Source organism: Moritella sp., from assembly GCF_013215705.1.
Taxonomy (GTDB): Bacteria; Pseudomonadota; Gammaproteobacteria; order Enterobacterales; family Moritellaceae; genus Moritella.
Genome location: NZ_JABSQR010000056.1, coordinates 1 through 2122 on the forward strand (window position 1 = coordinate 1; position 2122 = coordinate 2122).

At 41.0% G+C, this 2122-nt stretch carries 3 protein-coding genes; 1 reads left to right on the forward strand and 2 read right to left on the reverse strand.

Annotated elements, in window-relative coordinates:
* Nucleotides 1–201: hypothetical protein (locus HRT96_RS21870; RefSeq protein ID WP_293160822.1), on the reverse strand; the 201-nt coding region annotated here is incomplete at its 3' end.
* Between the two features lie 129 nt (nt 202–330).
* Here HRT96_RS21870 and HRT96_RS21875 point away from each other — a divergent pair.
* Nucleotides 331–1485: an IS110 family transposase gene (locus HRT96_RS21875; RefSeq protein WP_293160825.1), complete on the forward strand. Its 1155-nt coding sequence runs from the start codon at nt 331–333 to the stop codon at nt 1483–1485.
* 435 nt (nt 1486–1920) lie between these two features.
* Here HRT96_RS21875 and HRT96_RS21880 read toward each other — a convergent pair.
* Nucleotides 1921–2122, reverse strand: a 202-nt coding sequence (locus tag HRT96_RS21880) for a DUF711 family protein (RefSeq protein WP_293160828.1), incomplete at its 5' end; no start/stop codon positions are given.

Sequence of the window (2122 nt, forward strand, 5' to 3'; positions counted from 1 at the left end):
TTTAAAGCTTGATGACATATCACCGACAAATAAAGAGTCACCTACTTCTTCATCTTTAGCAATTGCTAAAGAACTACAATTTGGGCATTTAATATCAATTTTGGATGGACGACTTTTGTGATCATACCTCACATGGGTTAAACCACCATTCATTAAAAAAGTGCCACGATGATTATTTTTTGTCCCTGTAGGATTTTTCAAACTACTCTCCGTGTTAGATGTGACACATAGACACAATGACTCCCCACGAGGTGCTAGCCTCTGACCGTGGGTTAGTTTTACAAACCAGAGCCATAATATATGTGTCAACAATATAAAACAGAGGCTAGCATGATAAAACATAACATACTTTTCATTGGCTTAGATACTCATAAAACATTTACTGAAGTGGCTTACATCGAAGACCAACGTGGTGCTAAATCAACGCATTTAGGTAAAATTCTCAGTAATAAAGCAGCCTTTAAGAAACTCGCCAGACAATTACAATCAAAATACCCTGACGCGACACTGCATTTTGTTTATGAAGCGGGTCCTTGTGGCTATTGGATTTACCGTTTACTGACCAGTCTTCATCATTGTTGTTATGTCATCGCGCCTTCGCTTATCCCTAAAAAACCAGGTGAACGTATTAAAACGGACAAACGTGATGCGCTCAAACTCGCTAAATTGCTTAAATCAGAAGCGTTAACACCCATTTATGTTCCTGAGCCAGAGGATGAAGCCGTACGGGACTTATCCCGCTCGCGAGAAACGGCGATGAAAGACTTAAAGGATGCTAAATACCAGCTTAAAGCATTATTACTACGCAACAACATTAACAGCAAAATCAAAGATAACTGGTCATTACAGCATTTACGTTGGCTCGCTGAATTGGTATTACCCCATCCCTGTCAGCAAATTGTTTTACAGGAAGCCGTTTCAACAATTACTGAACGACTAAAGCGCTTAAAAAGACTGGATAATGAATTAACACATCAAGTTAAAAGTTGGCGGTATTATCCTGTTGTTAAAGCAATACAAGCACTGCGTGGGGTTAGATTATTAGTAGCAACGGGTGTTATCGCCGAATTAGGTGATTTAACACGCTTTGACCACCCAAGAAAATTAATGAGTTATCTCGGCCTGGTACCGAGTGAACATTCAAGTGGCGGTAAACGTCACTTAGGTGCTATTACCAAATGTGGTAACAGCCGTGCAAGACGACTATTGGTCGAAGGTGCACATTCGTATAAACACAACGCCAATATATCTAAAGAAATGCAACTAAGGCAGGAAGGCTTAAGTAAAGAAATTATCGAGATGGCATGGCAAGCACAGTTAAGGTTGTGCCGAAGGTACAATCGCTTAATGCACAAAGGTAAGCATCGAAATGTGGTGGTGACGGCGATTGCTCGGGAGATGATTGCCTACATCTGGGCAATCTCGCGTGAAGTTGTATTGCCTGTTGTTGATGTGAAGTTACGTTTAGCAAGGATGCCTGCATGAGAAATGTTCTAAAAAAAGGTTTTGAGTTAGCGCATGGGATCAAGCATCGGGTGTGGCACAACCACCGACGGCGTTAGGATGGCAATAGCCTAACGGCTATTGGACCACGAACATAGACTGAAGACAGGTGCCACGACGAAATGAGTAAGGTAGGCGCTGCTAGCCAACAGGTTAGTAATCCACGAATATCAGCATGATAACCGACGAAATTACTTGCTTCATTCTATGCGTTAACTCACTTAATTTGAAAAGTGAAAGTAAGGTTCTTAATTAATGAACAAGGATCAGTGTATTTAACTTGACGTGGGGAGTCATACCAACGCCTCATTAAGAGGCTGTTCATTGTTTACTACAATGTGCAGCGGAGCGGAACCGAGCAAGCTATTTTTTATCCTTTTGAATGACTTGAATGGATAATTGTATACTCACCTTTAATTAAGGGACGGCAAGAACCGCACAATTACAAAGGTCATCACTCTCAAAAGAAGTTAAATCACCGGCATTGAGTCCTGGAACGGGAAATAGACGGACAGTTAGTGGTTTATTTAAACGATATGCCATTGTTCCTGTATCTCTCATTAAAGACGAAATTTTCTCTGTTGGTGTATTACCCGGTATTGGCACTGTATCTAATCCT